Here is a 26,584-nt window from a genome sequence, read left to right as displayed (position 1 = left end):
TTTAAAGACATAAGTATTTAAACTATCTTTAGTTTACTTTAGGTATTTGATAGTAGCTATTATGTTCCTGGGTAAGTTATTTTAAAGTAAATATTTAGATTTTTATAGTGAGGTAATGTAATGAATGAATTTGAGGGATTTGTAGAATATTTTAGAAAACAAAGACATGATTTTATGAATGAATTACAAGTTATATATGGATACATTCAAGTGGGAAAAGATAAAGAAGCTAAAGATTATATAGAAAAAATGGTGAATATAAGTAAAGAATTAAGTAAAATATACTCTTTAGGAGACAATTATTTTGGAATTTTAATGGAAGAGAATTTTAAAAACTTATTAAATGACGGAGTGAAATTAGACTTATTTATAGAATTAGAAAAATTAGAATCAGATTTTAAAAAGGAATACCATAAAAAAAGTAAATTAGTAAATAATATATTTAATGAAATTGGAAATAACAAATATAAGTTTGTTCATATATACATATTTGAAGATGAAACTGGTGAAAGTATACTTATTTCTAATTGTGAATCAGTAGTAGATGAGTTAGACTGGATGGAAGAGTGGGAAGAAATTAATTCAAATATAAGTAATGTGAAGTTGCACAAATATATGTATGATGAAGATATTGGTTATAGATTGACTTTTATATAGATGCTACATAATAAATAAATTAAGGTAAGGTGATACATGTGTTTATAGATATAGCTAAAATATTTGTTAAGTCAGGAAATGGTGGTAATGGGTGCGTTTCTTTTAGAAGAGAGAAGTATATTCCATTAGGAGGACCAGATGGAGGAGACGGAGGCAGTGGAGGTAATGTAATTTTACAAGCAGACAGAAACCTAACTACTTTATTAGATTTTAAATATCGTAAAAAATATGATGCGGAAAATGGTAAGGATGGTTCAGGGTCTAAATGTTTTGGTAGAAAAGGTGAAGATTTAGTTATAAAGGTACCTATGGGAACTATAATTAAAGACGTGGAAACTGGCAAAATAATGGCTGATTTGTCTCATGAAGGGGATAGTTATGCAGTTGCAAAAGGAGGTAGAGGAGGTAGAGGAAATTACCATTTTGCTACTCCAACAAGAAGAACGCCTAGTTTTGCTGAGCCAGGAATGCCAGGAGAAGAAAGATGGATTACACTAGAATTAAAATTATTAGCTGACGTAGGATTATTGGGATTCCCAAATGTAGGTAAGTCAACGTTACTATCTATGGTGTCTAAAGCAAAGCCTAAAATAGCCAACTATCATTTTACTACCTTAAAACCAAATTTAGGTGTAGTTAAACCAGAAGGAACTCCTGCTTTTGTAATGGCAGATATTCCAGGTATAATAGAAGGGGCGTCAGAAGGTGTTGGTCTTGGATTAGATTTTCTAAGACATATAGAAAGAACAAGACTGTTAATTCATGTAGTAGATATATCAGGTGTTGAAGGAAGAGATCCAGTAGAGGATTTTATTAAAATAAATGAAGAACTTAAAAACTATAGTGTTAAATTATGGGATAGACCTCAGATAGTTGCAGCTAATAAAAGTGATATGTTGTACGATGATGAAGTATTTGAAAGATTTAAAGGCGAACTTAATAAACTAGGCTTTAATAAAATCTTTAAGATTTCGGCGGCAACAAGGGAAGGTGTAGATGAGCTTATGAAAGAAGCGGCTAGAGTTCTAAGTACTATACCAATAAAAGATTTAGAAATTGATGAATCAGATAAGTTTATAGAAGAAGAAAAGAAATTCACATATGAAATAAATGTTGAGGATAATATTTATTCTATAACTGGAAGTTTTGTAGATAGGCTTCTTAGAAGCGTTAATGTTAATGATCCTGATTCTATGAGATACTTGCAAAAGGTTTTAAAGGATAAAGGTATAATAGAAGAGTTAAGGGAACTTGGAATTGAAGATGGAGATATAGTAAGACTTGAAGATTTCGAATTTGAATTTTTGTTGTAGGAGGAAAAATATGATTAGTAGTAAACAAAGAGCTTATTTAAGAGGGTTGGCAAATACAATGCAACCAATTTTTCAGGTTGGTAAAAATGGTGTAGAAGATCCCCTTTTAAAGCAATTAGAGGAAGCAATAAAAAAGAGAGAGTTAATTAAACTAAAAGTTTTAAACAATAGTGGACTTACTGCTAGAGAAGCTTCAGATATAATTTGTGAAGAAATAAATTGTGAAGGGGTTCAAGCAATAGGTAATATAGTAGTAATCTATAAAAAAGCTAAAAAACCTAAAATAGAATTACCTAGATAAAATTACACTTAAATAATAATTATAATAAAATAAAAAACAAAAAAGACTTTTTTAAAAGAGTCTTTTTTGTTTTTTATTGAATTTTACTATAAATAGAGTAAACACAAAGAAAGGTATAATTATAAAATTTATTAAGGAAATATAATTATAATAATTTAAAAATTTTAGAAGGAAAAAAGCATTTCGAATTATAAAAAAGGAGATAATATAAACTAAAATAGAAACGATTAAAGTAGTATATTTACTTAAAAAATTAAATTCTTTTGATAAAGTTAATAAGGTATAAAAAGTCAGTAAGTATTTTACAAACCATCCTCCAACCATTTGAAGTAGAACAAAGAACTCGCCACTTTCTAAAAAACCAAAATATCCTACTAATTGAGTTTGAATTAATTTCGGATACCATATATTTATTGCTCTTTTAGGACCAAAGGTAGTTATAATTCCTGTCATGGATAATATCTCCATTTGGATAACTATAATTAATGCTATAATAACAGATTTTGTAAGATGTTTTCTTTCTTTAGTATCTAAGTTTATTAAAAAAGGTAAAAAAAGAAAAATACTTGAATACCCACCTAAAGCTTTTATTGTAGCAATAAGAAAGTTTAAATCAAACCCGTTTTCTAATATAGGAAATAGAAATTTGTTGTCTTTAAATTTTATTGTCATTATACCTAAATTCATTCCAGCCAGCATAATAAAAGATATTCCTATTACTGTTATTATAATAACAGCATTTAATCCTTTATTAATAGAATAAAATCCTACCATAACAAAAAATATCAATATATACCATGGGGGTGTTTCAATAAATAAATTTTCATGAATTGAACTGGATTCAATTGATGAACATTCAATTAAAGTTAAGAAAATTGTTAAATAAAGCAAAGACAATAATATGGTACTTAACTTTTTACCCAATGCAAAATCATAAATTTCATATATATTATAAGTTTCAGTTTTTTGACAAATTAATATTATGTAAATAGTAAACAAAAAAAGTAATATAGAAGCTATAAGCACTGCTATCCAAGAATCTCTTCCAGCAAATAAAATAACTATATTAGGATATGTTTTTAATGCAACTATTGATATACCAAATATTACAAATATCAAATGCCGTGAATTTAATTGATTCATATATAATTCACCTCAAGAAATTTTTTCAAATTAACAAATTTATCTAATATTGTTTACCAAAATAGTGAATAATATCCCCTTCACTTACAAAAAATAATAAAAAGTTATTATAAGTAGGTGATAAATTGAATGCACAATATATAAGTCATATAAAAGAAAAGTTGAAAGATAGCTTTGATGTTAAGTATAGGGAGTTAGAATGCCCGGAAGGTATAATAACAATAATATATATAGATAATTTGTGTGATTCTAAATTTATAAGTGAATATGTAATTCAGCCATTATTAAGTAACAAAGATTTAAAGGATATAGACAGTATAAAAAAAGAAATATTATGGGCTAATATAGTTGGAAATGTTAATGATGAAAATGATGCAATATCACATATTCTATCAGGCGATATAGTACTAGTATTTAATTTTGATAAAAATATACTTTATTGTGAAGCAAAAGGTTTTGCTAAGAGACCTGTTTTTGTTCCACCAACAGAGGCTGTTATAAAAGGTCCAAGAGAAGGATTTAATGAAGCTATAATGGATAATATCTCTTTAGTGAGGAGAAAAATAAAAAACAAAGATTTAAAATTTGAAAGTTTTAGCGTAGGAGAAAAATCTCAAACAATTGTGGTAGTTTCATATATAAAAGGAACTGCTCATGATGAATTAGTTCAATACATAAGAGATAAAATTAAAAGTATAAAGATAGACTTTGTACTTGATACAAACTATATAGAAGAGCAATTAAAAAATACAAGATCACCTTTTGATACTATTGGATATACAGAAAAACCAGACATTGTAGCTTCTAAATTATTTGAGGGTAAGGTAATAGTTATGGTTGATGGAACACCTTCTGTTATTGTAGCTCCCTATTTTTTTATAGAAAACTTACAGGCAGCAGATGATTATTATTTAAATAAGTATTTTACGAGTTTTGCAAGGTTACAAAGATGGATTGCACTTTTTATAGCTATGTTATTGCCCGGGCTATACATAGCCTTAAGTACATATCATTTTTCTTTAGTTCCAACGGTCTTAGTATTTAGATTAGCAAATTCTAGAGCAGGAGTACCTTTCCCTACCATTGTAGAAGTTGTAATTATGATATTGTTTTTTCAGATATTAAGGGAAGCTGGAATTAGATTGCCTCAACCTACAGGTCAAGCATTAAGTATAGTAGGAGCTTTAATTTTAGGAGAAGCAGCAATAGGTGCTGGATTAACTTCAGAAACTACTATAGTTATTGTAGCTATATCATCTATTTCTACTTTTCTTGTACCTAATTTGTATAAAGCAGTAGTTATATGGAGCTTGATTATATTATTATTTTCATCATTACTGGGGCTGCCTGGATTTTATTTGGCGTTTTTTTCCTTAATAGCTCATTTAGCATCTTTAGACAGTTGTGGATATCCATATTTATATCCTGTAGGGACTAAGAGTAATAATACAAATGGGGATACATTAATAAGAAGAGGGCTTAATAAGATATCTAATAATACATTTGATGAGGATGAAAAAAATGAAAAAAATAGTTAGTATATTGGCTACTATAATAGTTAGTATTTTTTTTAGTGGATGTTTCAACTATAAGGATATAAATAAAGTATTATTTGTTACTACTGTTATAATGGATATAGATGAAGAGAATAAGCCTGTAGTATATGATGAGGTCTTTAAGGCGAATGCAGGAAATAAAGGGCCTGGAAATGATACTAGGCTTATCTTCAAGGGTGAGGGAAAAACGATGTTTGAAGGAGCAAGGGATATGAGTTTAATGTCTAGCTATAAGCTGAATTATACTCAAAATAAAGTATTGGTTTTTACTAAGAGAGCTGCGGAATATGGATTAGATAATTTTATAGATTTTTTTGAGAGGGATCAAGAACTAATTATAAGACCCAGTATATGTATTTATGATGGAGACCCGGAAAAATTGCTTCAAGCTAAACTAGAAGAAGAAAAATATATAGGTATATATATTATGCAGCTCATAGAGAATATAAGAGTATCCTCCAGATCTATAAGAAGGTCTTTTAACGAGTATTTAAATGAAAGGTTAGTTGGTGATAAAGTAAATGTAATTCCTATTATACAATTAAAATCTGATGGATTGGGAAATAAAATAAAAATTGAAGGTGGAGCTGTTATTAGAGAAGATAAACTTGTAGGAGTAATAAAAAAGGAAGAAGCTCAAGGATTTAATTTCTTGTTAGATAATGTTAAATTAGGAACTTTAGAACCTAAAAATCCAGAAGTGAAAAGTAAATTTGTAACTTTGGATATATTGAGTAGTAAAACAATTACTGATTTAAATTATGATGAAGGGAAAATAAAACTTATAAAGAAAATTACAGTTAATACTTCTCTTGCTGAAATACAAGAAAAGATGTTAGTAAACGACAAGAACTTGATGGAATTAAAAGGAGCCACAGAAGATAATATTAAAAGAGCTTGTGAAACTATATTTAATAAATATAAAGATAAGGGACTAGATATTTTCGATATAGGTGAAGAGCTTAAAAGAAGATATCCTAAAGCAAATGTGGAAAATGTTATTAAGGAAACAGAATTAATATTGGATGTTGATGTTGATATTACAGCATCTGGAGAAAGTTTAAGCTTTATAAAGTAAATTTATCAGATGATATAGAAAAGATTATAAGCTTCAGATGGAATAAAAATTTCATTTGAGGCTTATAATCTTTTTATGGAAATAAAAAAGTGCTTTACTTTAATTTTTATTTTTTTATGGTATACTTTTTTATGGTAGAAATATTACAGATTATTGGAAGAGGGATGATTTCAAATGAAAAAGGGAATATTTGGAGGAACTTTTGATCCAATTCATAATGGGCATATACATGTAGCCTATGAAGCTTTATATAAATTGGGATTAGATCAGATTATTTTTGTTCCCGCAGGTAATCCACCACATAAGATGAGAAAAATAATAACTGATGGAGAAAAAAGGGTTGAATTAATCAGAAAAGTTATTAGTGAAGAGAAAAAATTCAAAGTAAGTAGTTACGAAGTATATAAAAAAGACTTAAGTTATACCTATGAAACTTTAAAACATTTTAATTCCTTAGAGCCTAGTACAGAATGGTATTTTATAACGGGCATGGATTGCTTAATGCAAATAGATACATGGAAAAATGTCGCAGGTATTTTAGAAAAATGCAAATTTGTTGTCTTCAATAGGATGGGTTATAAAAAAGAAGAAATATATGATCAGAAAATTAATATAGAAAATAAATATAATAAGGAAATTATCCTCTTAGATATACCTATATTAGAAATTTCATCTACTCTTATAAGAGAAAAAATAAGAAATGGTGAAAATGTAAGTTATCTTATACCAGAAAAGTTAGATAATTTACTTAAAAATATAGACTTGTATAAATAATATTAAAGATTAAAATAAAAGAGTAGGGTTAGTTTAAAGTATGAAATATATAAATGGTATAAAGAATAAGGGGGATTTAGATATGTGGACAGAAGATAAGATAGTTCAATATTTAAAAGAAAATTTAAAAGAAAGTAGATTTAAGCATAGTATAAGTGTTATGGATACAGCTATAAAGTTAGCCGATATTTATGGAGAGGATATAGAAAAAGCTAAAATCGCAGGACTTGTCCATGATTGCGCAAAGTATTTACAAAGAGAGAGAATGTTGAGTGTTGCTAGAGAATACGGTTATGATATCACTAAAGTATGCTTTAAAAACTCAAGTCTTCTACATGGGGTAGCAGGAGCCTATGTAGCTAAAAACATTATAGGAATTGAAGATGAAGATATATTAAATTCAATTGCTTATCATACTACAGGTAGGAGAAATATGAGTATGCTAGAAAAAATAATTTTTATTGCTGATTATATAGAACCGTTAAGAGATTTCCCAGGAGTAGATGTGGTTAGGGAAATGGCTTTTAAAGATATAGATAAATCTTTGATTATGGCCTTTGACAGAACAATTAAGTATGTCATAGAAAAAGGACAGCTTTTGCACAATGATACAGTAGAGGCAAGAAACTATATGATATGTGAGAAATATGTGGAGGAGATATGAGTTCAAAAAAAAGAGGTAAGATAAAAAAAATAATTTTAATTATAATAACCTTAGCAATATCTATAATAGCTATAAGTGGGGTCTATGTATATCATACCCTTGACAAACTAAGTAAAAATTCAAATAAAAATCAATTGAGTAGTTTAAAAAGAAGTAAGGATAAAACTGATGATTCAATTAATATCCTTGCATTAGGGGTAGATATTGGTGATCCAACTATTAAAAGTGGGAATGTTCCTAAACGTACAGATACAATGATGTTGATACATTATAATCCAACGAGTGAAGAAGTTAGTATAGTTTCTATTCCTAGAGATACTTTAATAAAAATAAATAAAAAAAATTTTAAGATAAATGCTGCTCATGCTGTGGGGAATGTTGACTATTCTATTGACGCCGTTGAAAAACTTTTAGATATAGACATAGATTATTATGGGAAAATAGATTACCAAGGTTTTAGAGAAATTATTGACTCAATAGGTGGAGTTGATATGGAGATAACTAGAAATATGAATTATGACGATGAATCACAAGATTTACATATACATTTTAAAAAAGGAGAAGAGGTTCATTTAGATGGAGCAAAGGCAGAGCAGTTTTTTAGATGGAGAAAAAATAATGATGGAACAGGGTTAGCTGATGGTGATATAGGTAGAATAGACAATCAACACATTTTTGTACAGAAAGTACTTGAAAAGTTAAAGAGTCCTAAGATAATACCTAGAATACCAGGGATTCTAACGACTATACCAAAATATTGTGAGACAAATATGTCTGCAGATGAAATGATGAAGTATGGATATAATTTTGTAACTGCAAATAAAATTCAAACTTATACATTAAAAGGCGAGTTTAAATATATAAATAGAATTTCCTATTTTATTTATGATAAAAAATTTAATAAAGAGATTTTAAGTAAACTTCATCAGAGTAGCTCTTTAAGTGAAAATTCTGGTTTAAGTAAAAATAATATGAGAATACAAGTTTTAAATTGCACTAAAAAGGATGGGCTAGCAGCTAATTATAAGAAGCAATTAAATGAAGAAGGATATAACAGTGTATCTACAGGAAATGGTACAGCTAGAGACGAGAGTGTAATTTATTTTAATAACGTTGATAATACTACAATGGACATGATAAAAAAAGATTTAAATATAAAAAAATATGAAATTATTGATGACAACAGCAAAAACTTTGATATAATAATATTGTTGGGAAAAAATTTTACCAACAAAAACATAAAATAATTGGAGGATAATAACATGGAAAAAATTATCATTAACACACAAAATGCACCTTCAGCAATAGGTCCATATTCACAAGGAGTTAAAGTAGGAAATTTAGTATTTACTTCAGGTCAAATTCCAATAGATCCAAAAACTGGAGAATTAGTTACTGGAGATATTGAAAAAGCTGCAGAACAAGTAATGCAAAACTTAAAAGCTATATTAGAAGAAGCAGGAACAAAGTTTGAAAACGTTATAAAAACAACTGTATTATTAAGTGATATAAATGATTTTGGAAAAGTAAATGAAATATATGGAAAATATTTCGTTTCAGAACAACCAGCAAGATCTTGCTTCCAAGTTGGAAAACTTCCAAAAGATGCATTATTAGAAATAGAGGTTATTGCAATAGTTGAATAATGACACTGGAACATTAAAGTTTATAGTCCAAAATGAATATGATGGATTGAAACTCAATCAATATCTTAGGAGTGTAGTTAAATTTTCTAGTAGATTTACTCAAAAGGTTGTAAGGAGCGGAGGAGTTAAAGTAAACAATGTGAATGCTACATTGTTTACTAAACTAAGCGCTGGAGATAACATTGAAGTTTATATCGACAAATCAGAAGAACAAGATATTATTCCTGAAAAAATGGAATTAGATATTGTTTATGAGGATAAAGATATAATAGTTGTGAATAAACCAGCAGGTATAGTTGTTCATCCAACCAAAAGATACCCACAAGGTACTTTAGCTAATGGGCTGTTATATCATTTTAAACAAAATGGTGATAACTGTATAGTTAGGCTTGTTAGTAGGCTAGATATGGATACTTCTGGCCTTATTCTTGTTGCAAAGAATGCTTTTAGTCACATGTCTTTAGCTAGAGATATGAACAAAGAACAATTTGTCAAAGCATATTTAGCTATAGTACATGGAAATCTTCCACAGGAAAAGGGAGTTATAGATAAGCCTATATATAAACCAGATGATGGAAGTATAAAAAGAATCATTGATGGTAGAGGGCAAAAAAGTATAACTCATTTTAATGTTGTTGAGAGATTTAATAATTCTGATTTAGTAAGACTTGTTTTAGAAACAGGCCGTACCCATCAGATAAGAGTGCATTTAAGCAGTATGGGTACTTCTATATATGGAGATAGCTTATATGGAAAAGAAGAAGATGAATACATAAATCGGCAGGCACTACATGCCTATTCACTACAAATTCTTCATCCTAGAAGTGGAGAATTGTTAAAATTTCAATGTGAGCTACCTGATGATATGAAAGAACTTCTAAGAAAATTAAAGTAAAAAAGAGAGATTGTATTAATTAATGCAATCTCTCTTTTTGAAATGAAAAATAGCTTCTGTATTCAAGCCATATGTAAAAAATACAAAGTTAATCTATGTAAACACAATAGTTCTAATGTATATGTTTAAATTTTTTTCTTTTCTTTTTAAATCTTTTTTTTAGTCTAACAGAAATAAAAGCTACTACTAATGCTCCTATAGCAACGCATGAAGCAATTTTTAAAAGTCCTGAGCTAGTTATCTGTGTATTTTTAAAAGAGGCTAGCAGGTTGTTATTAGAAGAGTAGTCTACATTGCTTGCTATTTTTAAAGTTCCAACATTTTTGTTTTTATACAGGATACTTGCATCTAATATGATATCTCCTTTTTTAAAATCCCCTTTTATTAGGCTTTGATCATTTATTTTAAATTGTGGTTCTTCATCAGAATTTTTATCTTTTACATAAAAAGAAGTTTCAGCAGATACAATTGGAATTTCAGTATTTTTGTTTATAGAGTATGTTCCTAGTGAGTCTCCCTTAGAGTGAAAAGTCTCCAACGAAAAATTATTAAATCCATAATTAAATAAATTTATAACATCAGACCAATATGTATGTTTAGTATCATGAAGTAATATAGCTATAAGTGTTTGATTACTTCGTGAAGCTGCCGCTACATAAGAATGTTTAGATTGAACTGTATATCCAGTTTTACCACCAATACATTCAGGATAATAAGAGTCTGAATTTTTTTGAACTAATTTGTTTTTATTCCAAATAGGACGTTTTGCTCCAGTTTGATTTGTTGGAGGTATATAATAAATTGAAGTAGTTGAGATTTCTTTATATTCTGGATGTTTTATAAGTTCTTTTAGAATTAAAGCAAGGTCATATGCAGTAGTTCTATGATTATCATCATATAGACCATGAGCATTCTTAAAAGTAGTATTTTTACATCCTAACTCTTTAGCACGTTTATTCATTAACTCAGCAAAATTTTCTTTGGAGCCAGATATGTGTTCTGCTAATGCTTCTGCACAATCATTGGCAGATTGAAGAAGAAGACCATATAATAAATCCTTTACAGTTAGTTTTTCATTTTCAAATATATATATTTTACTTCCATCTACAAGAGGAGGTTTTTTGCCTACTTTAACAACTTCATCTAATTTACAGTTTTCAAGGGCTAATAGGGCAGTCATAATTTTAGTAGTAGATGCAGGTGGGTATTTCACATCCTTATTTTTAGAATACAAAATATTTCCTGTGGTTGCATCCATTAATATAACTCCATCAGCTGATACTGAAGGGGGAATACTATTAGCTTTTGCTGAACTTATTATTAATGAAATTGATAATATAAATGTTAGTATAAAAATGACAGTCTTACGCATTAGTTACCTCCTAAATTTTATAAGATTAGTATAACAGAAATATAAATCCATATCAAAACAAAGCATTTCAATTACATTTAAAGAAAATAATTATATTAAAGAATACTAGGAATTTTTCAAATATTCTTATGGATTTTCTAAACTAAAGAAATTTTTATTATATATCTGCATATATAAAATTTTTAAAATTAAAGATTTTATATAGTCTTGGACCCAAAATATATAAAATACAATAAGTAGTATACACCTGATCTATGGCATTTTGATGTCAACGACTTAAAATTTTTTCCTTTACTTTTTTTTAATGGAAGTAATTTAAAGATAGAAAACACACAAACAGGAGCAAAATTTTTCCTCACATTGAATATATCCAATAAGGGTAGAAATGAAAAATTTAAATATTCAGTTAATAATTGCAGGAGAGTTGTCAATAATTAAGATATAGAGATTAGAAATAAATGTGAAAGCTAATAATTCGGAGGAATGGTAATGGAAAAAAAAGAAAAATTAGTTGGATCTATAGTAATGATTGTTATGTGCTTAATATTTCTTATTGTAGGGTATTTTTGTACAAAACCAAAAGCTAATAATGCAGAAGTAACAGTGAAAAATGATCAAGTAAAAAATAAAGAAGAAGTAATTATAGATAAGTCTAATTCATCCCAGGAAAAAGAACATTATAATGAATATAAAAAGATAGTGGTAGAGATAAAAGGGGAAGTTAAAAAGCCCAATGTATATGATATGAAATATGGTACTAGAGTATATGAGTTAATTGGCAAAGCTGGGGGGTATACTGAAAATGCAGATACAACTTGCGTAAATGGTTCCATGAAACTAAAGGATGAAGATTGCATAATAATATGTAAAAAGGGAGAAGAAAATAAAACAAACAATAATACAATTAATAGAAGTAATTCCATTAAGGAAAGTAGTTCAGGCAGTGATAAAATAGACATCAACGCTGCTACAAAGGAAGATTTGAAGACTTTGCCTGGAGTTGGAGAAGTAACAGCTGAAAAGATAATAGATTATAGGGATAAAAATGGTGGATTTACATCAGTTGATGAACTTACAAAAGTAGATAGAATAGGAGAAAAAACTCTTGCTAAATTTAAAGATAAAATTCAAGTAAGATAAATTTTTTATAAAGTAATAGTTAATGAATTGTATGATCTTGGAATTTTATAATTTTTTTATGTAAAATTTAAAATGATGATTATGAAAATTAAAATTTCATAATCATCGACTTAATGTATTACCATTCATTTAAATATCTATATAAAGCAGGATAAACATTTAAAGAATTCATTAAATTATGATATTCATCCATAGCATCATCATCACTCTCTTTAACCTTAAATGCCCTAATCATGAGATTTTTGGGAGTTTCTAGAGGTGAAATATATTCCACAACAGATACATCATAGCCTTTAGCTTCAAGCATAGTGGAACGCATACCATCTGTTATAATATCGGCCATTCTAGCTTTTAAAATACCATGTTTTATAATAGATTTAAAAGGATTATAAGAATACTGATTTAATAATTCTCTGTGACAGCATGGAACTGCAATAATAACATCGGAATTTAATTTTATTCCAAGAGCTAGGGCCATATCTGTAGCAGTATCACAAGCATGAAGAGATAATACTATATTTACTTTTTTATCAGGAACATAATCTTTTATATCAACAGCATGAAATTCCATGTTTCTATATCCTAAGTTTTGTGCCATTTTTTTAGAGGAATTAATTACATTTTCCGAATAATCTAGGCCAATAAAATGACACTTCATCTTTTTTACTTCAGTTAAGTAGTAATTTAGTACAAATGATAAATAAGATTTACCACAGCCGCAGTCTAGTATGTTAATTGTACCTTTATTAGGTAAATCATTAAAAATTCCATCTAAAAGTTCAACATAATGATCTATTTGATTATATTTTCTTATTTTATCATTTTTTATTTTACCTTCTTTAGTCATTATATTAATTTCTTTAAGTAAATTATCGGCTTTACCTATTTTTATATAGTAATCTCTATTTAGTAAAGAAGATGTACCTTCATGAGTATTACATAGTTGATTAGAGTTTTTTACAGTTTCTTTTATGGTATTGTCATTCTCTGATTCAACATTTTTCATGAATACATTTTTATTGTCAGCAGAAATTAAAATATCAGTACCTCTTTCGCTATATATAAATTGTAATGAATCATACTTTTCAGCTTCAGCACATATATTTTCAAAAATCTTATTTATACTATTAGCTATTGTAATTCCATTAAAGTTATATTTGATATTATCTTCAGAATAAACTCCATGGCCACTAAATTCTTTTAAGCCAGTTTTAAAAGATACATTTATACTTTTGAAAATAGATTTATTTTCTGAGAACCTATTTTCTATTCCCATAAAAAAAAGCTTTAGTTTGGTTAAACTTTGTTTATTCATAAGTTTTTTAGTACCTCCGTTTTTGTATGTTAGATTTATTTTTACATTATATAGAATTAGTAATTTCCTCAATCATTAGAAAAGATTATATACAATAAGTAATTTTATCATAAGCTTAGAGGAAAATTCAATTTTATTAATTATTTCTACTTTTAATATAATTTCCATTATAAAATTTTGAATTCAAGCTTTAAAAATGATATAATATTAAACATGTTAAAAGGTAACATTAATATTTTATATAAAAAATATTATAAAAAGGAGTTATGATTAATGCAAGAATTACAAGATATGCAAGAATTAGAAGAAATGAATGAAATTAAGGATAACGAAGAAACACAGGAAATTGTGAAACCAATTAAAAAAGTTATTTTCAAGAAAAATACCCAAGAAAAATTAGGTGTTAAAGTAAATTTAACTCAAGATAAAGAATATGACGTTTTAAGTGTTATAGTTCCTGTTCAACCTAAAATAACACCTTCTGTAGATAATACTGTTTTATATCTAATAGAAGATGATGATGGTGAAAAAAATTATTTTAGAACAAATTTCTTTAAAAATAAAGAGATTTAAGTTAGTGAGCCTTTTAGAGGCTCATTAATTTTGTTTGAATTTAATGTAAATGTATTAAAGTTTACATTAATATATACGAATAAGAATATGAAGTATAAATAAAACTAAATAAAATATGAGGGATTTTTATGTTTGATTGGTATAATTTTAGTTGGAGTGAAGTAGTAAAAGAGCTTAATAGTGATATGTGTAAAGGATTAAGTGCAGATAATGTAAATTCTAATAGAGAAAAGTATGGAGAGAATACTACATTAAATATAAAATTGAAAAGTAGTATTTTTTTATTCATAAAAGAAGTTTTTAAATTATATGCCTTGATAGGATTTGCTGTATCCGCTTTATTAATCTATAATAAAGAAGTTTTTTCAGGAAGCCTTATTTTTGCAATGATTAATTTTTGTGTTATATTGTTTTTTTTAAAAACCTATAGTAGTGAAAAAAACTTAAAAGAATTAGATAAAATAACTCCTAATGAAGCATTAGTAATGAGAAACGGAAAAAGTAACAAAATTAATTCTGAAGAAGTTGTTATAGGGGATATAGTTTATCTTGAAAGAGGAGAGATAGTTCCAGCTGATCTAAGATTGATAGAATGTGACGATTTAAAGATAAAGGAATCAGCGGTAACAGGAGATAATACCATTGTAGAAAAATACTCAACAAAAATTGAAGATAAGGAAATAACATTAAGTGAAATGAAAAACATAGCATTTAAATCTTCTTTTGTAATAGATGGAAGTGCTAAAGGCATTGTTATAGCAGTTGGAGAGAATACTCAGATAGGAAAAACAATACAAGATTTTATAAAAGAAAAGCAGGATATAAATATATTTGAAAAAAATATATCTAGTATTATAAACATTCTTGCAATTGCATTTTTGATTGCTTCTTCTTTAATTCTGCTTTATGGATTTTATAATAAAAATTTAAGTTTTTCTTTAAAATTAATTCCTTTGGTATATCTAGTACTAGTTCCAGTTCATATGATTTTTGCTGTTTTTGTAGTCGGGTTTATATTAAAAAATAATATGAAGACAAATGGAATTTATTTTAAGGGATTATCTTCAATTCAAAGGCTTTCTAGTACAAATATGATTTTTATAGATAAGATAGGAACATTAACAGAAGAAAAAATGTATGTTAATAAAATCTTCACAAATAGTAAAATATTAGAAGAAAATTCTAATGAAGAAGAAAACAAAGATAACATATATAGAATTTTAAATATTGGACTTTTATGTAATGATGTAAGAAGAAATATAGATGGAGATATAGTAAAAGGAGATTTTATTGAAATATCTTTAGCCAAATATGGGATTAGAAATTTTTTAGATAAAAGATTATTAGATAAAGAAATGGAAAGAATATTTGTAATACCTTATGATAGGGATAAAAGGATAAAAACATCTTTAAATATGGTAGAAGATAAGTACAGAGCTAATGTAAGAGGAAGCATTGATCGACTACTTGAAAGATGCACTCATATAATGAAAAATGGAATAGAAGTAGAGATAACAGATAAAGACATAAATGAGATAAGAAATGCAGATTTAACCATGTCAAAAGAATATCTTTATGTAGAAGGCTTTGCTTATAGGAATTTTAATTATGAGCCAAGTATAAATGAAAACATAGAGAGTAACTTAGTATTTGTAGGATTGGTGGGCTTTGAAAATCCCATAAAAGAGAATGCGAGGACTTATATAGATTATTGTAGAAGTTTAGCTGTTAAAGCAACAGTTATTACAGAAGATAATAAAATAACTGCAGAGTCTTTTGGTAAAAAGGTAGGTTTGTTAAATAAAAATGATATAGTACTATCAGAAGTAGAAATTGATCACATGGAAGAAGAAGAAATTGAAAAGTATATTGAAAGAGTGGGGATATTTTCAAAGATATCTTCTAAAACAAAATGTAAGATTTCATCCATGTTTCAAAAATTAGGATATAATTTAGCAGTTACGGGAAATAGGTTTACAGATTCTCCAAGCCTTAGGACAGCGCATATAGGAATTGCATCAGGTCCTAAGTGTACTAATATTACCAAAAAGCTTGCTGATATATATATAAAAGATAATGATTTAATAAATTTATTATCTTTGATCGAAGAAAGTAGAAAATTGATGCAGGTATTAAAAGATGAATCTATATTTATTTTAGTAATGTCAATAGGCCAACTAATAAGTATTCTAATACCTACAATTTTAGGATACAATATTCCTATAACTTCAAGTAAAATTTTATTTATAAATTTTGTAACTTTAATTTTAAGTTATATACTTATTTTTAGTCAGCATAAAAATATTAAAATAAAAAACTATGAAGGAGTAGTGATAGATAGAAGTATATTTGAAAACTTTACAAATAACATATTATTATATGGTATTTGTATGGGAATAATATCAACTATAGCTTTTTATTATGGAAGTAGGACTAGTTTTTATCTAGGAGAATTTAATTTGTTTATAAGTTTAAATGTAAGTTGCATAATATTTAGCACTTATTTTTCAGATATAAAGAGTATTATTAAAAGTAAATTATCATTTTTTGTATTAACAATTTTGATATTGGTTATTATGGGCATTATTGTATTTGGTAATAAAGGTATGCTTTTAAGTAATTATAGTAACTTGAAATTTATTATTACTATAGTAGCTGTACAAGTTATTACTACTATTTTTATGAAAAAGTTAGAATAATAAAATATACAATTATATTTCTAAGAGAAGTTATAAAAAATATTTTTATAATCTTTTAAACTATACATTAAAAATAAGAATTATAGGTTTAAACCTCCGTATATTTGGTTAAATTAAATATATGGAGGTGTATTTTTTATGCTGGATAATGTATTTGAAACTATTGTAATTGGCAGTAATACAGAGTTTTTGGACATACCAGAAAAAGATTTTTTTTCTAATTATGATAGGTTAGATATAGAATCAGCTCAAAGTTTTGCTGAAAAATATTTTAGTATGAGAGAAAAAAATGGCACGCCTTACGTTAAAGATGTAAAAATTGATAATTCTATCCATAGAGTAAAAATAATAGTAGATGTATATAAGAAAAAAGATGAGAAGATTGAGAACTCTTTTATTAGTATGAGTGATGAAATATGAAAAGACCTTTGATTTATTATTCAATATCAGTATTTTTGGGAGCTTTTATCATAATTGTTTTTGAATACAACATATTTTTAGGTGCGGCTGTGGCTGCATCCTTTTTTAGTATTATTTTTTTTACTTTAAATAAAAAAGAAGCTATTATTTTATGCTTGTTTTTTATTATAGGAGGATTTAGTTTTTACAATTATTATAATATAAATGTACCTAGTGAAGGTGAGTTTAGACTAGTTGAAAAAAGAGGAAAATACTGCACTGGAAATTATAAAGGAAGAATAGTATATCTTTCAGGAAATTTAAAAGAGTTATCTAACGGAGAAAAAGTTAAGCTTTATGGAAATTTTAAAAAAGAAACTGACTATGAAAAAGGTTCTATTGGAATATATAAAGTTACTTTTTATGAAAACAGAAATGAAGATTTTGTATTTAAGTTATATAATTTAAAAGAAAAACTATTTACAAAATACTCAGAATCACTTGGAAAAGATAAATCGGCTTTAATAATGAGTGTATGCTATGGAGAAACTAAATATCTATCTTTTCATGAAAAAGAAAATTTTAAGGAATTAGGAATATCTCATATAATAAGTGTTTCTGGGTTCCATATGGCTTTAGTATATGGATTTTTGCAGAAAATGTTTGGAATTGAAATAAGTCTTATATTGTCCTTCATATACTTAATATTTACAGGTGCAAAAGCGGCTACTATAAGAGCTTATATAATGATACTAATTTTAAAGTTATCAAAAATTGTTTATAGAACTTATGATAGTCTTTCGGCATTAGCTTTATCAGCATTGATTCTATTAATTATAAGACCATATTATATAACAAATATAGGATTTACATTATCATTTCTAGCTACTCTTGGTATAATACTATATAACAAAAAAATAAAGAGGATTTTATATAAACTGCCTAAAAAAATCAATGAAAGTTTAAGTATAACTTTAAGTTCTCAAGTTTTTTCAATGCCATATGTTATGTGTGCCATTAATGAAGTAAGTATTTTTTTTATTCCAGCAAATTTGATACTTATTCCTTTATATTCTTTATTAATATTTGCAGGTAATATAGGGGCTGTGGCAATAAATATACCAATTCTTAAAAATATAGTAATTTATATTTTATATTCACTTACTACTACTATACAGGGAGCAAACTATGTATTATTAAAAATAGCTCCACCAGTACATAAATACAATTATTTTTATGGAATAGTCTTATTATCGATTATTATGAGTTATATATTTTATAAACATGAATATAAAGAAGTTAAATATTTTCCTTTAATGTTGTTGAGTTTTATAATTATATATAACATGATATAATTATTTTATAATATATCATAGATTGTTGATTTTATATGATCTTTTATTACAATCAACTCAATAATTTAAAATATATATTTATGACTACTAAAGAAAGTTTTAGAGAACATATATTTATATTTTGTAGAATATATTCTATAATTCAAAATCAAAAGTGGGGGACTGAAATTGATAGATTCTTTATCATTAGAGAATAAACTTAAAAAGAATGAGATTGCAAATTGTTATATATTTTGTGGAAGTGATGAACAAAGTATTAAAAATGTTATAGATATTATTATAAAAAAATCTATAAAAAATGATTTTATGGACTTGAATTATACTCAGTTAGATGGATTAACTGTTAATTCAGATAATTTAACTAATGCCTGTGAGACTTTACCATTTATGGATGAAAAAAAGGTTGTAGTAGTTTATAGAGCCAGTTTCCTTAGAGATAAATGTGATCGAGAAAAGGAAAAGGTATATAAATATATGGAGATGTACATAAAAAAGTTGCCCAAAGAATGTATACTTATAATGTATTATATTTTTGAAAATGATAGAGAGAAAGAAAGTAATAAAATAAAGAAACTAGACAAATATTGCCAAGTAGTTAAATTTTCAAAATTAAAAGGAGCAGCTTTTCAAAAAAAAGTTAAGGAGATTTTTGATAAAAAAAATTTAAAAATAGGAAAGGTGGAATTAACTTTGTTTTGTAATTGTGTTGAAAACAACATGGACATAATTCAAAATGAAGTTGAAAAGTTATATTGGTATACTTATGGAAGAGAGATAACATCTAAGGATATTTATGATGTTATAACAGTTAAGAATGATAATGATATTTTCAACTTAGTAGATTACTTATCTCAGAGGAAACCTGAAAAAGCATTAGATATATTAAATGAATTAATATTCAAGGGAGAAAATGTTAACACTATTTTAAGAATGATAGAAAGGCAGTTTAATTTACTTTTTAATATAAAGGTAGGTTTAGAAAAAGGAAATACTAAGGAAGAACTTGCTAGAGAATTAAGACTTCATCCTTTTATATGTGAAAATATGATGAAACAAAGCAGAAAATTCCAATTTAATCAAATTGAGAAGAGTATGGAATTGTGTTTAGAAACAGAGAAAAATTTAAAAAGTACATCTGTAGATGGAAAAACTGAAATGGAGTTATTAATAATTAATACAGCTAGATCTTAATAAATGCTTTTATTGGTAAAAATATATTATTTAAAAACAAATTTAAAAATAAAAAACCGGTGAAAAATTCACCGGTTTATCTTATTAAGCGCTTAATCCATTTAATTTTGCAGCTAATCTAGATTTACTTCTTGCAGCTTTATTTTTATGTAATACTCCTTTTGAAGCAGCCATATCTAAAGATTTAACGCAAGCAGCAAAAGCAGCTTTAGCTTCTTCTACATTTTTGTTTTGGATAGCTATTTCAAATTTCTTTATAGTTGTTTTTAATGCTGATTTAATCATTTTATTTCTAAGAGTTTTTACTTTTATTACTTTAACTCTCTTTTTAGCTGATTTTATATTTGCCATTTCATTTTCACCCCCTTGTGGTTTTAGTAGGGTTAAGCAGCTTTGGGGAATTCAAAAAATTGAACTGCCTTACTCAACAAATGATATTATAGCATTATTTGTTAAGTACTTCAAGTAAAAATTTTAAAATTACTAACTCTTATATAATGTGAATTATTAAAGATAATTAGGAAAAAATATTAATAAAAAGTTTGAGAGGAAGTGTAGAAGTGAGTAATGTGAGAACAGATTTAGCTGTGGAAGCTAAAGAAATTTATGAAGAGCAAAATAAAGGTAAAATTCAAGGGGTTGAAATAAATGAATATATAGAAAATGACATGAAGGTTATAGATGTAAAGATTACTAATGAAGTTGGAGAAAGGAGTATGGGAAAACCAGTAGGCAAATATGTAACCATAGAAATGCCTGAATTTGTTCAATATGATAAAGATGTTATGGATGATGTTGGCAAAACTTTGGCTAAGGTATTATCTGAAATAGTAAATCTCGAGAAGAGTATGACTGCTTTAGTAGTGGGATTGGGTAACTGGAATGTTACACCTGATGCGTTAGGTCCAAAAGTTATCTCAAGGTTAATGGTAACAAGACATCTAAAAGAACTTGTTCCAGATAGTATAGATGAAAATATAAGACCTGTATGCGCTATATCGCCAGGAGTATTAGGGCTTACAGGAATAGAGACTAGTGAAATAGTAAAATCTTTATGTGATAAGATAAAACCTAATTTAATAATATGTATAGATGCTTTGGCTTCCAGAAAAACAGAAAGAGTTAATAGAACTATTCAAATAGGAAACACAGGAATATCTCCAGGATCTGGTATAGGAAATAAGAGAATGGAAATAAGTGAGAAGACTTTAGGAGTACCTGTTATTGCAATAGGTGTACCTACAGTAGTTCACGCAGCTACTCTAGCTAATGATACCATAGATCTTGCTATAGATGAGATGATAAAACAATCGACTCAAGGTAGCCAATTTTATAATATGTTAAAATCTCTTGATAAAGCAGAAAAAGAAAAGTTAATTAATGAAGTTCTATATCCTCATGTTGGAGAGTTAGTAGTTACTCCTAAAGATGTAGATATAGTAATAGACTCTATTTCTAAAGTTATTGCTAATGGAATAAATATTGCGTTGCAGCCAGCTTTAGGAATAGAAGATATTAATAAATATGTGAATTAGTAATATTCCATACCCCTCCCTCATATACATACAATAAACAAGGGAGGGGTTGTGGTGAACAGTACGAAAAAGGGTATGGATGATAAAAAATTTAATTTTTATTGTAGTATCTTGATATTTTTAATTAGTATACTTTTATTTAGTATATTAACTAGTAGGATGAAAAATATTATTACAGCTAATAGTGGAAGAGAAATTGGATTTTATGGAGCCGTATTAGATTATGGAATACCAGCTTTACCAACAGCATTTACAGAAAAAGATAAAGTTGAAAAACATCAATCATTCAAAGATAATATGTTAAATATTTTAGGGATTAAAAGCAAAACTTCTTTATCAATAATTGGAAAGGAAATTTCATATTTAGGAAATGTAAGTGGAGAAAAAGATGATTGTAGGTTGACTATGAGAGACCCAGAAAATGTGTTTGATAAATTTTCATTAAATGAAGATCAAGTTTTTGAACAAGAAAACAAAGTTGAAAATAATCAACCTGTTAAAAATTGTCCTGTGTATGATCCTAAATTGAAGAAGAAATTATCTAATAATCCTGAAGTTTTAATTTATCACACTCATACCTGTGAAAGTTATAAGCCTAATGTAATAAGTAGTAAGGATAAGACTCAAAATGTATGTGCAGTAGGAGAAGAGATAAAAAAAGAGTTAGAAAGTAAGTATGGTATAGCTGTTTTACATGATACTACTGTTCATGATGTAGCAGCATATAATAAAAGTTATGAAAGATCGCGCCCTACTGTGGAGAAATATTTAAAACAATATAAAGATTTTAAAATTATAATTGATCTTCATAGAGATTCTATTGAAAATAAGGATGCAGTAACTTTTAATGTTAATAATGAAAAGGTTGCTAAATTTGCTTTTGTTATGACGAGAAAAAATCCTCATTTTAATAAAAACATGGAAGTAGTAAATAAAATGGCAAGTATATCAAATAAACTGTATCCAGGACTTTATAAAGGCTTATTTTGTTATAATTATGGAAAGAAGTTTTATAATCAAGATTTGAACAATAATATGGTTTTAATGGAAGTTGGTTCACATGTTAATACTATAGAAGAATCTAAAGGAACTGGTAAGTATGTAGCTAGAATAATTGCAGAATATATAAATGGTAAAAATTGAATAAATTATCTAAAAAAAGTACATCCTTAATAAAAGGGAGGTGCTTTTTTTTATGAAATTAAAAAAAATTTTTTTGGGTATAATTATGATAGTTATATTAGGGTATGGACTTTTAGCTGTAAATATAAATATGAATAGACAAATTTATTCCAGTTTAGTTAATGATTATATGTTTTATGAAGATGATAATAAAACTTGGGATATAAATAATATGGTTGAAGCTTTTAATAATGTTAATAATAATGTTAATAATAATAATAATAATAAAGTTAAAGAAGTGGTAAATGGTGAAGATGATCGTATCCCTAAATTTAGGGTATTATTTAATCCTATTCCTTTTGATTTTAGAATAGACACCAATAAATATGTTTTTTACATTAATAAAGATGTATTTTCAAATAAAGGGTTTAACAAGGGTATTGAATACTTAAAAAACAAAGTCTTAAAATTAAATGAAGTAATAAAAAAATATATTGGAATAGTGCATATAAGAAATACTTATTGTTGACATATATAGATACTTGTATGCTATAATTTAGTTTGATTTATTATGTGCAAATGGGGGTTAAATAACGTATGCATAAAGACAAAAAGAAATATATAAGAAATTTTTCAATTGTAGCACATATTGACCATGGTAAGTCTACACTTGCAGATAGATTACTTGAAGCTACTGGGACATTAACTAAGAGAGAAATGGAAAACCAAATTCTTGATAATATGGAATTAGAGCGTGAAAGAGGAATAACAATAAAATCACAAGCAGCAAGGCTTGTTTATAGAAGAGAAAATGGGGAAGAGTACATATTAAACTTAATTGATACTCCTGGTCATGTAGATTTCAATTATGAGGTTTCAAGAAGTTTAGCTGCTTGTGAAGGAGCTTTGCTTGTTGTAGATGCTACTCAAGGAATACAAGCTCAAACTTTAGCGAATTGTTATCTTGCACTAGATAATGATTTAGAAATTGTACCAGTTATAAATAAAATTGATTTACCTAGTGCTAGACCTGATGAAATTAAGCAAGAAATAGAAGATGTTATAGGAATAGAGGCAGAAGATGCTCCTTTAGTATCTGCTAAAACAGGACTTAATATTGAGGATGTACTAGAAGCTGTAGTAGAGAAAGTTCCATCACCACAAGGAGATGAAGAGGCTCCATTAAAGGCTTTGATATTTGATTCTTATTACGATAGTTACAAGGGAGTAGTATGTTATATAAGAATTAAAGAAGGTACGTTGCGCCCAGGAACTAGGATTAAATTTATGGCAAGCAACAAAGAATATGAAGCTACGGAAGTTGGCATATTTGCTCCAAGTTTTGTTTCTATGAAAGAGTTAAGTGCAGGAGAAGTTGGATATGTAACAGCTTCTATAAAAAATGTTAGTGATGCAGCTGTTGGAGATACTATTACGGAAGCTTTAAGACCAGCTGATGAACCTTTAGAAGGGTATAGACCTGCAATACCGATGGTGTATAGTGGTATTTATCCAGTGGATGGAGCTAAATATGATGAGTTAAAGGAAGCTCTTGAAAAATTAAAAATAAATGATGCTGCATTATCTTTTGAATTAGAAACATCTATAGCTTTAGGGTTTGGATTTAGATGTGGATTTTTAGGGCTTCTACATATGGAAATAATACAAGAGAGAATAGAAAGAGAGTTTAATCTTGATATTATTACTACTGCGCCATCTGTTATATATAAAATATATAAAAACGATGGAACAGTATTAGAAATTACTAATCCAACTAATATGCCAGATCCAACTGAGATAGATTATATGGAAGAACCTCTTGTTAAAGCTTCTATAATTACCCCTTCAGATTATGTAGGTGCTATAATGGAACTTTGTCAAAATAGACGTGGTACTTATATAAATATGGAGTATATAGAAACTACAAGAGCAGTACTTCATTATTACATCCCACTTAATGAAATCATATATGATTTTTTTGATACATTAAAGTCAAAAACAAAGGGATATGCATCTTTAGATTATGAACTTCATGGATATCAAAAAACTGAACTTGTAAAGCTTGATATGCTTTTAAATGGAGATATAGTGGATGCTTTATCAATGATTGTACCTAAGGAAAGGGCATATCACAAAGGAAGAGCTATAGCTGAAAAATTAAAAGAAGTTATACCAAGACAAATGTTTGAAATACCTATTCAAGCAGCAGTAGGTTCTAAAATTATTGCAAGAGAGACTGTAAAAGCTATGAGGAAAGACGTTCTTGCAAAATGTTATGGTGGAGATATTTCAAGAAAGAAAAAACTTCTTGAAAAGCAAAAAGAAGGAAAGAAGAGGATGCGTCAAGTGGGTAGTGTAGAAGTGCCTCAAGAAGCGTTTATGTCTATCTTAAAAGTTGATTAATTAAAAGAGTACATGTACTTTGTATATAGATTACAATTTGTATTTTGAATATATGTAATCTATATAAAGTCTTTAAATTATAGGAACGGAGATGGGTAATATGAATGATGGCATTGCTTTATATATACATATTCCATTTTGTAAGCAAAAATGTTTGTATTGTGATTTTCCATCTTATTGTGGAGAGGAAAATAAAATGCTTAGTTATTCAAAAGCCCTTTCTAAAGAAATAAATAGAATAAAAGATAAAAAAATAAGTACAATATTTATAGGTGGGGGAACTCCCACCTATTTATCTTTAGAAGGCTGGAATACGATTAAAGAAAGCATAAAAAGACTAAACACAACTGATGATTTGGAATTTACTGTAGAAGGTAATCCTGGAACGTTTAGTGAAGATAAACTACTTCTCTTTAAAAATATAGGCGTTAATAGATTGAGTATAGGACTTCAAGCTTGGCAAAATGAGCATCTTAAAAGATTAGGAAGAATACATTCTGTAGAAGAATTTTTAGAAAGTTTTTATATGGCAAGAAAAGTTGGCTTTGAAAATATAAATATAGATTTAATGTTTGGATTACCAGAACAAAGTTTAGAGGAGTGGAAGCAGACATTAGAAAATGTTACGAATTTGGAACCAGAACATTTGTCTTGTTATAGTTTAATAGTAGAAGAAGGCACAAGGTTTTATGATTTATATGATAAAGATAAATTAAATTTGCCGGATGAAGATATAGAAAGGGAAATGTATAGATTTACTTTACAGTATTTAAAAGAAAACCAATATCATCAATATGAAATATCAAATTTTTCAAAACATAATAGAGAATGTAAACATAATTTAGTATATTGGAATTTGGAGGAATATTTGGGTTGTGGTTCTGCAGCACATTCCTATATTGATGGGTATAGATTTAGAAATGTACAAAATATAGATAAATACATTTCTAATGAAGTCAATGGAATTTCTCCTGTAGAAGAAAAAAATAAAAACTCAGAAAAAGATGATATGGAAGAGTTTATGTTTATGGGGCTTAGAAAGATTGACGGAATATCAACAAAAAAATTTAACAAAAAATTCAGAACCTCTATATATGATATTTATGGTGATGTTATAAAAAAATATGTAAGTCAAAACCTATTGGTAGAGAAGGAAGGACAGATGTTTTTAACTCCTAGAGGAGTGGAAATATCTAATACTGTAATGAGTGATTTTATATTATAGTACTGAGTTGTGCTGAAAATCTAAATAAAATATAGCAAACAAGAGAAAAACGTAAATAAATTATAAAATTAAGTTAATTATATAATTTATTTATATTGTATGATGTTGACAAAAAAATAAGGTAGTGATAATGTAAAAACGTAGTCGTTAGCACTCAACAACATAGAGTGCTAATAAATAAAAACTTAGTTTGAATTGGGAGAAATTCTAGTTGAATGAATCCAGGCA

General features: G+C 27.2%; 25 protein-coding genes. 21 read left to right on the top strand and 4 right to left on the bottom strand.

All coding sequences use genetic code 11. The annotated features are described in order from the left end of the window. Positions 1-120: 120 nt before the first annotated feature. Genes OW729_RS14025 through yhbY form a run of 3 tightly spaced genes read left to right on the top strand, consistent with a single transcriptional unit; the run spans position 121 to position 2,271 of the window. Complete coding sequence (locus OW729_RS14025; protein WP_268062168.1) at positions 121-657, top strand: Spo0B domain-containing protein; 537 nt, start codon at positions 121-123, stop codon at positions 655-657. A 38-nt stretch (positions 658-695) separates the two neighbouring features. Then, complete coding sequence (obgE, locus tag OW729_RS14020) at positions 696-1,970, top strand: GTPase ObgE (protein WP_268062167.1); 1,275 nt, start codon at positions 696-698, stop codon at positions 1,968-1,970. Positions 1,971-1,980: 10 nt separating this feature from the next. Beyond that, positions 1,981-2,271: a ribosome assembly RNA-binding protein YhbY gene (gene yhbY / locus OW729_RS14015; protein WP_268062166.1), complete on the top strand. Its 291-nt coding sequence runs from the start codon at positions 1,981-1,983 to the stop codon at positions 2,269-2,271. Between the two features lie 51 nt (positions 2,272-2,322). Here the strand turns inward: yhbY and OW729_RS14010 are convergent, their stop codons facing one another. Then, positions 2,323-3,414: an endospore germination permease gene (locus OW729_RS14010; protein ID WP_268062165.1), complete on the bottom strand. Its 1,092-nt coding sequence runs from the start codon at positions 3,412-3,414 to the stop codon at positions 2,323-2,325. Between the two features lie 125 nt (positions 3,415-3,539). On the opposite strand from OW729_RS14010, the gene OW729_RS14005 reads away from it, so the two are divergent. From OW729_RS14005 to OW729_RS13975, 7 genes are all read left to right on the top strand, one after another. Next, complete coding sequence (locus OW729_RS14005; RefSeq protein ID WP_268062164.1) at positions 3,540-4,952, top strand: spore germination protein; 1,413 nt, start codon at positions 3,540-3,542, stop codon at positions 4,950-4,952. After that, on the top strand, positions 4,936-6,048 hold the full coding sequence (locus tag OW729_RS14000; RefSeq protein ID WP_268062163.1) for a Ger(x)C family spore germination protein: 1,113 nt from the start codon (positions 4,936-4,938) through the stop codon (positions 6,046-6,048). Before OW729_RS14005 ends, OW729_RS14000 begins: the two co-directional genes overlap by 17 nt. Positions 6,049-6,222: 174 nt before the next feature. After that, the gene (nadD, locus tag OW729_RS13995) at positions 6,223-6,822 is read left to right on the top strand and encodes a nicotinate-nucleotide adenylyltransferase (RefSeq protein WP_268062162.1); all 600 of its coding nucleotides are present in this window, start codon (positions 6,223-6,225) and stop codon (positions 6,820-6,822) included. A gap of 82 nt (positions 6,823-6,904) precedes the next feature. Beyond that, the gene (yqeK, locus tag OW729_RS13990; protein ID WP_268062161.1) at positions 6,905-7,486 is read left to right on the top strand and encodes a bis(5'-nucleosyl)-tetraphosphatase (symmetrical) YqeK; all 582 of its coding nucleotides are present in this window, start codon (positions 6,905-6,907) and stop codon (positions 7,484-7,486) included. Continuing rightward, positions 7,483-8,733, top strand: coding sequence for an LCP family protein (locus OW729_RS13985; protein ID WP_268062160.1), 1,251 nt, complete (start codon positions 7,483-7,485; stop codon positions 8,731-8,733). The genes yqeK and OW729_RS13985 overlap by 4 nt, the downstream gene beginning before the upstream one ends. 15 nt (positions 8,734-8,748) lie before the next feature. Continuing rightward, positions 8,749-9,132 carry a RidA family protein gene (locus OW729_RS13980; protein ID WP_268062159.1) on the top strand — a complete coding sequence of 128 codons (384 nt, stop codon included), beginning with the start codon at positions 8,749-8,751 and terminating at the stop codon, positions 9,130-9,132. Beyond that, entirely contained in the window at positions 9,125-10,027 is a 903-nt protein-coding gene (locus OW729_RS13975) for an RluA family pseudouridine synthase (RefSeq protein WP_407647685.1), read from the top strand. The genes OW729_RS13980 and OW729_RS13975 overlap by 8 nt, the downstream gene beginning before the upstream one ends. 112 nt (positions 10,028-10,139) lie before the next feature. Here OW729_RS13975 and OW729_RS13970 read toward each other — a convergent pair whose 3' ends face one another. Next, entirely contained in the window at positions 10,140-11,399 is a 1,260-nt protein-coding gene (locus OW729_RS13970) for a D-alanyl-D-alanine carboxypeptidase family protein (protein WP_268062158.1), read from the bottom strand. 489 nt (positions 11,400-11,888) lie between these two features. Here OW729_RS13970 and OW729_RS13965 point away from each other — a divergent pair, with 489 nt between their 5' ends. After that, on the top strand, positions 11,889-12,539 hold the full coding sequence (locus OW729_RS13965) for a ComEA family DNA-binding protein (protein ID WP_268062157.1): 651 nt from the start codon (positions 11,889-11,891) through the stop codon (positions 12,537-12,539). 118 nt (positions 12,540-12,657) lie between these two features. On the opposite strand, the gene OW729_RS13960 is transcribed toward OW729_RS13965, so the two are convergent. After that, positions 12,658-13,854 carry a class I SAM-dependent methyltransferase gene (locus tag OW729_RS13960; RefSeq protein ID WP_268062155.1) on the bottom strand — a complete coding sequence of 399 codons (1,197 nt, stop codon included), beginning with the start codon at positions 13,852-13,854 and terminating at the stop codon, positions 12,658-12,660. Between the two features lie 273 nt (positions 13,855-14,127). Here OW729_RS13960 and OW729_RS13955 point away from each other — a divergent pair, with 273 nt between their 5' ends. The 5 genes from OW729_RS13955 (at position 14,128) to holA (ending at position 20,071) form a co-directional block, all read left to right on the top strand. Beyond that, positions 14,128-14,427, top strand: a complete 300-nt coding sequence (locus OW729_RS13955) for a hypothetical protein (RefSeq protein WP_268062154.1) — start codon at positions 14,128-14,130, stop codon at positions 14,425-14,427. 128 nt (positions 14,428-14,555) lie between these two features. Continuing rightward, positions 14,556-17,126 (top strand): HAD-IC family P-type ATPase, encoded by a 2,571-nt coding sequence (locus tag OW729_RS13950; protein WP_268062153.1) that lies wholly within the window; start codon positions 14,556-14,558, stop codon positions 17,124-17,126. Positions 17,127-17,264: 138 nt separating this feature from the next. Continuing rightward, a complete protein-coding gene (locus OW729_RS13945) occupies positions 17,265-17,546 on the top strand; it encodes a hypothetical protein (protein WP_268062152.1) in 282 nt (93 codons plus the stop codon). Beyond that, a complete protein-coding gene (locus OW729_RS13940; RefSeq protein WP_268062151.1) occupies positions 17,543-18,880 on the top strand; it encodes a ComEC/Rec2 family competence protein in 1,338 nt (445 codons plus the stop codon). Before OW729_RS13945 ends, OW729_RS13940 begins: the two co-directional genes overlap by 4 nt. 168 nt (positions 18,881-19,048) lie before the next feature. Then, complete coding sequence (holA, locus tag OW729_RS13935) at positions 19,049-20,071, top strand: DNA polymerase III subunit delta (RefSeq protein WP_268062150.1); 1,023 nt, start codon at positions 19,049-19,051, stop codon at positions 20,069-20,071. Between the two features lie 84 nt (positions 20,072-20,155). On the opposite strand, the gene rpsT is transcribed toward holA, so the two are convergent. Further along, positions 20,156-20,422, bottom strand: a complete 267-nt coding sequence (gene rpsT / locus OW729_RS13930; RefSeq protein ID WP_268062149.1) for a 30S ribosomal protein S20 — start codon at positions 20,420-20,422, stop codon at positions 20,156-20,158. 209 nt (positions 20,423-20,631) lie between these two features. Between rpsT and gpr the strand changes: the two genes are divergently transcribed. The 5 genes from gpr (at position 20,632) to hemW (ending at position 26,356) form a co-directional block, all read left to right on the top strand. Next, complete coding sequence (gene gpr, locus OW729_RS13925; protein ID WP_268062148.1) at positions 20,632-21,606, top strand: GPR endopeptidase; 975 nt, start codon at positions 20,632-20,634, stop codon at positions 21,604-21,606. Positions 21,607-21,660: 54 nt separating this feature from the next. Further along, complete coding sequence (locus OW729_RS13920) at positions 21,661-22,749, top strand: stage II sporulation protein P (RefSeq protein WP_268062147.1); 1,089 nt, start codon at positions 21,661-21,663, stop codon at positions 22,747-22,749. 52 nt (positions 22,750-22,801) lie between these two features. Beyond that, a complete protein-coding gene (locus tag OW729_RS13915; protein WP_268062146.1) occupies positions 22,802-23,257 on the top strand; it encodes a hypothetical protein in 456 nt (151 codons plus the stop codon). 68 nt (positions 23,258-23,325) lie between these two features. Further along, positions 23,326-25,131: a translation elongation factor 4 gene (gene lepA / locus OW729_RS13910; protein WP_268062145.1), complete on the top strand. Its 1,806-nt coding sequence runs from the start codon at positions 23,326-23,328 to the stop codon at positions 25,129-25,131. Between the two features lie 100 nt (positions 25,132-25,231). Continuing rightward, on the top strand, positions 25,232-26,356 hold the full coding sequence (gene hemW / locus OW729_RS13905; RefSeq protein WP_268062144.1) for a radical SAM family heme chaperone HemW: 1,125 nt from the start codon (positions 25,232-25,234) through the stop codon (positions 26,354-26,356). Positions 26,357-26,584: the final 228 nt, after the last annotated feature.

The organism is Clostridium brassicae, from assembly GCF_026738875.1.
GTDB lineage: Bacteria > Bacillota > Clostridia > Clostridiales > Clostridiaceae > Clostridium_H > Clostridium_H brassicae.
This window is presented reverse-complemented; position numbering and strand designations above follow the sequence as displayed.

Excerpts from the sequence above, each read along its gene's own strand:
- OW729_RS14010 (WP_268062165.1), bottom strand. The coding sequence starts at position 3,414 with ATGAATCAATTAAATTCACGGCATTTGATATTTGTAATATTTGGTATA.
- lepA (WP_268062145.1), top strand. The coding sequence starts at position 23,326 with ATGCATAAAGACAAAAAGAAATATATAAGAAATTTTTCAATTGTAGCA.
- OW729_RS13960 (WP_268062155.1), bottom strand. The coding sequence starts at position 13,854 with ATGAATAAACAAAGTTTAACCAAACTAAAGCTTTTTTTTATGGGAATA.
- nadD (WP_268062162.1), top strand. The coding sequence starts at position 6,223 with ATGAAAAAGGGAATATTTGGAGGAACTTTTGATCCAATTCATAATGGG.
- OW729_RS14025 (WP_268062168.1), top strand. The coding sequence starts at position 121 with ATGAATGAATTTGAGGGATTTGTAGAATATTTTAGAAAACAAAGACAT.
- rpsT (WP_268062149.1), bottom strand. The coding sequence starts at position 20,422 with ATGGCAAATATAAAATCAGCTAAAAAGAGAGTTAAAGTAATAAAAGTA.
- yqeK (WP_268062161.1), top strand. The coding sequence starts at position 6,905 with ATGTGGACAGAAGATAAGATAGTTCAATATTTAAAAGAAAATTTAAAA.
- OW729_RS13950 (WP_268062153.1), top strand. The coding sequence starts at position 14,556 with ATGTTTGATTGGTATAATTTTAGTTGGAGTGAAGTAGTAAAAGAGCTT.
- OW729_RS13965 (WP_268062157.1), top strand. The coding sequence starts at position 11,889 with ATGGAAAAAAAAGAAAAATTAGTTGGATCTATAGTAATGATTGTTATG.
- hemW (WP_268062144.1), top strand. The coding sequence starts at position 25,232 with ATGAATGATGGCATTGCTTTATATATACATATTCCATTTTGTAAGCAA.
- yhbY (WP_268062166.1), top strand. The coding sequence starts at position 1,981 with ATGATTAGTAGTAAACAAAGAGCTTATTTAAGAGGGTTGGCAAATACA.
- OW729_RS14000 (WP_268062163.1), top strand. The coding sequence starts at position 4,936 with ATGAAAAAAATAGTTAGTATATTGGCTACTATAATAGTTAGTATTTTT.
- OW729_RS13980 (WP_268062159.1), top strand. The coding sequence starts at position 8,749 with ATGGAAAAAATTATCATTAACACACAAAATGCACCTTCAGCAATAGGT.
- OW729_RS13955 (WP_268062154.1), top strand. The coding sequence starts at position 14,128 with ATGCAAGAATTACAAGATATGCAAGAATTAGAAGAAATGAATGAAATT.
- OW729_RS13970 (WP_268062158.1), bottom strand. The coding sequence starts at position 11,399 with ATGCGTAAGACTGTCATTTTTATACTAACATTTATATTATCAATTTCA.
- OW729_RS13985 (WP_268062160.1), top strand. The coding sequence starts at position 7,483 with ATGAGTTCAAAAAAAAGAGGTAAGATAAAAAAAATAATTTTAATTATA.
- OW729_RS13940 (WP_268062151.1), top strand. The coding sequence starts at position 17,543 with ATGAAAAGACCTTTGATTTATTATTCAATATCAGTATTTTTGGGAGCT.
- OW729_RS13945 (WP_268062152.1), top strand. The coding sequence starts at position 17,265 with ATGCTGGATAATGTATTTGAAACTATTGTAATTGGCAGTAATACAGAG.
- OW729_RS13915 (WP_268062146.1), top strand. The coding sequence starts at position 22,802 with ATGAAATTAAAAAAAATTTTTTTGGGTATAATTATGATAGTTATATTA.